This window comes from Anaerococcus porci (genome assembly GCF_009696575.1).
In the GTDB taxonomy this organism is placed as follows: domain Bacteria; phylum Bacillota; class Clostridia; order Tissierellales; family Peptoniphilaceae; genus Anaerococcus; species Anaerococcus porci.
On the sequence record NZ_VULQ01000031.1, the window covers coordinates 1 to 1,643 of the forward strand.

The 1,643-nt window shown below is 32.6% G+C and carries 1 protein-coding gene; it reads right to left on the bottom strand.

Features of this window, described 5'->3' with window-relative positions:
• Positions 1 to 88: 88 nt before the first annotated feature.
• A complete protein-coding gene (locus tag FYJ26_RS10705; protein WP_154542237.1) occupies positions 89 to 1,366 on the bottom strand; it encodes an IS110 family RNA-guided transposase in 1,278 nt (425 codons plus the stop codon).
• Positions 1,367 to 1,643 lie beyond the last annotated feature (277 nt).

Here is a 1,643-nt window from a genome sequence, read left to right on the forward strand (position 1 = left end):
AAAATTTTTTCAAGTCACAAAACTTAAAAATGTGCATAGCAAACAAGCCTCATATACTTTCATTTTTTGAGGCAACACTTTTAAAAATTTATGCGACTAACTTACTTTTTTCTCGAATTAGTTTTTGATGTTCTTCGGGTGTTCTTAACTCAAATGATTTTTGGTTTCTGAGAACAGCAAAAATAATTTGAACCATCTTTCGCATAATTGCACACATTACAACTTTGTATGGTTTTTCAGCTATCTTCTTTTCAAAATAAGCTCGCATAACAGGATTTAAATACTCTCGGTTGCGATTTGGATACACATTAGATTTAGCCAGCATATGGAGAATTGAGCGAACATGAGGTGATCCTCTTTTAGAGATTTTATTGTTTTTCCTATTGTATGTTCCACTTTGGGTTACTCCTGGATCCAAGCCAAAGAAAGCAACTAATTCTTTCGGTTTCGAGAAATTGGATATATCTCCAAGCTCTGATAAAACAACACATGCTGTATACTCTCCAACTCCTGGAATACTTTGTAAAAGCACTATTTCTTTATGAAACTTTTCATCTAAAAGTGATAGCCTTTTGATTTCATCATCGATTGCTTTCAAAGCTTCCTGTAAACTGAAAATAACCCTCACAGTTGTTTGAATAAGTACTGCTGAACTAAGGCTTACTATACAAACTTCAATAGATTTTTCAGCAGCTTTCAATAGTTTTTCATATTTTACTTCGGCATAGGAGCTGCTTTTATGTGAATTTTCTTTTATCAGTCGAAGAATATCTTGCTTATTTTCAGGAGATAAGACTTCCTGTATAGTAGGATATTTTTCAAGCAAAGACAAAGGTGTTTTCCCTTGCAAATCCGTAAATAATTTCTTGAAATCTGGAAAGGAAATATCTAAAAAAGCGATTAATCGGTTGATGTGTTCCACAATTTCATCCGTCAATTCTTTATGCTGTCTGCAAAGCTTTTTGATACTGTTAATGGTATCTGAGTGTGTAATTGTTTCGTTGTAATTCTTAATACGATATAGCAACGCTATATTATATGCATCTGTTTTATCTGATTTAATTTTTCGGATATTGATATTTTTCAACGCTCCACTTTGAATCGGATTAATTACAATTACTTCGTAATTATGCTTACGGAAAAAATTAGCTAAAATTTGATGATAGTGTGCAGTAGCTTCCATGATAATTACTGCTCTGTCTTCGTACTCATCTTCTACCTTTTCAAGTACATAGATGAGCGACTTCATACCATTAATATCATTAGAAATTTTAAGTCTTTTGATGATGTCATTATTAGGTGATAGAATACAGATATCACTGAAAGCTTTACTCACATCAATTCCTACAACAATTTTTTCTGACATAATATACCTCCTATAATTTGGGATGCCCTGTTAATCCAAAACCACAACAGGCTCACGAGTTATACAGGTAATCAATAAATGAACCTAACCAACCGAAAAGATGAAAGGCAATGGAATGAGGGTGGAGTCTACCAAATGAGTAATTCCTAAATTGGAAACCCAGCAAGCACATAAAACAATCCCATTTCATCCCTAATATCTATAATTTTATCATAGATGATTAGGTTCATTTTTAAGAACTATGCTTAAAGCTGTTCTTATACTATTAGTATATGAG

Bases quoted from the DNA above. Each gene is read 5' to 3' on its own strand.
- FYJ26_RS10705 (WP_154542237.1), bottom strand. From the start codon at position 1,366: ATGTCAGAAAAAATTGTTGTAGGAATTGATGTGAGTAAAGCTTTCAGT.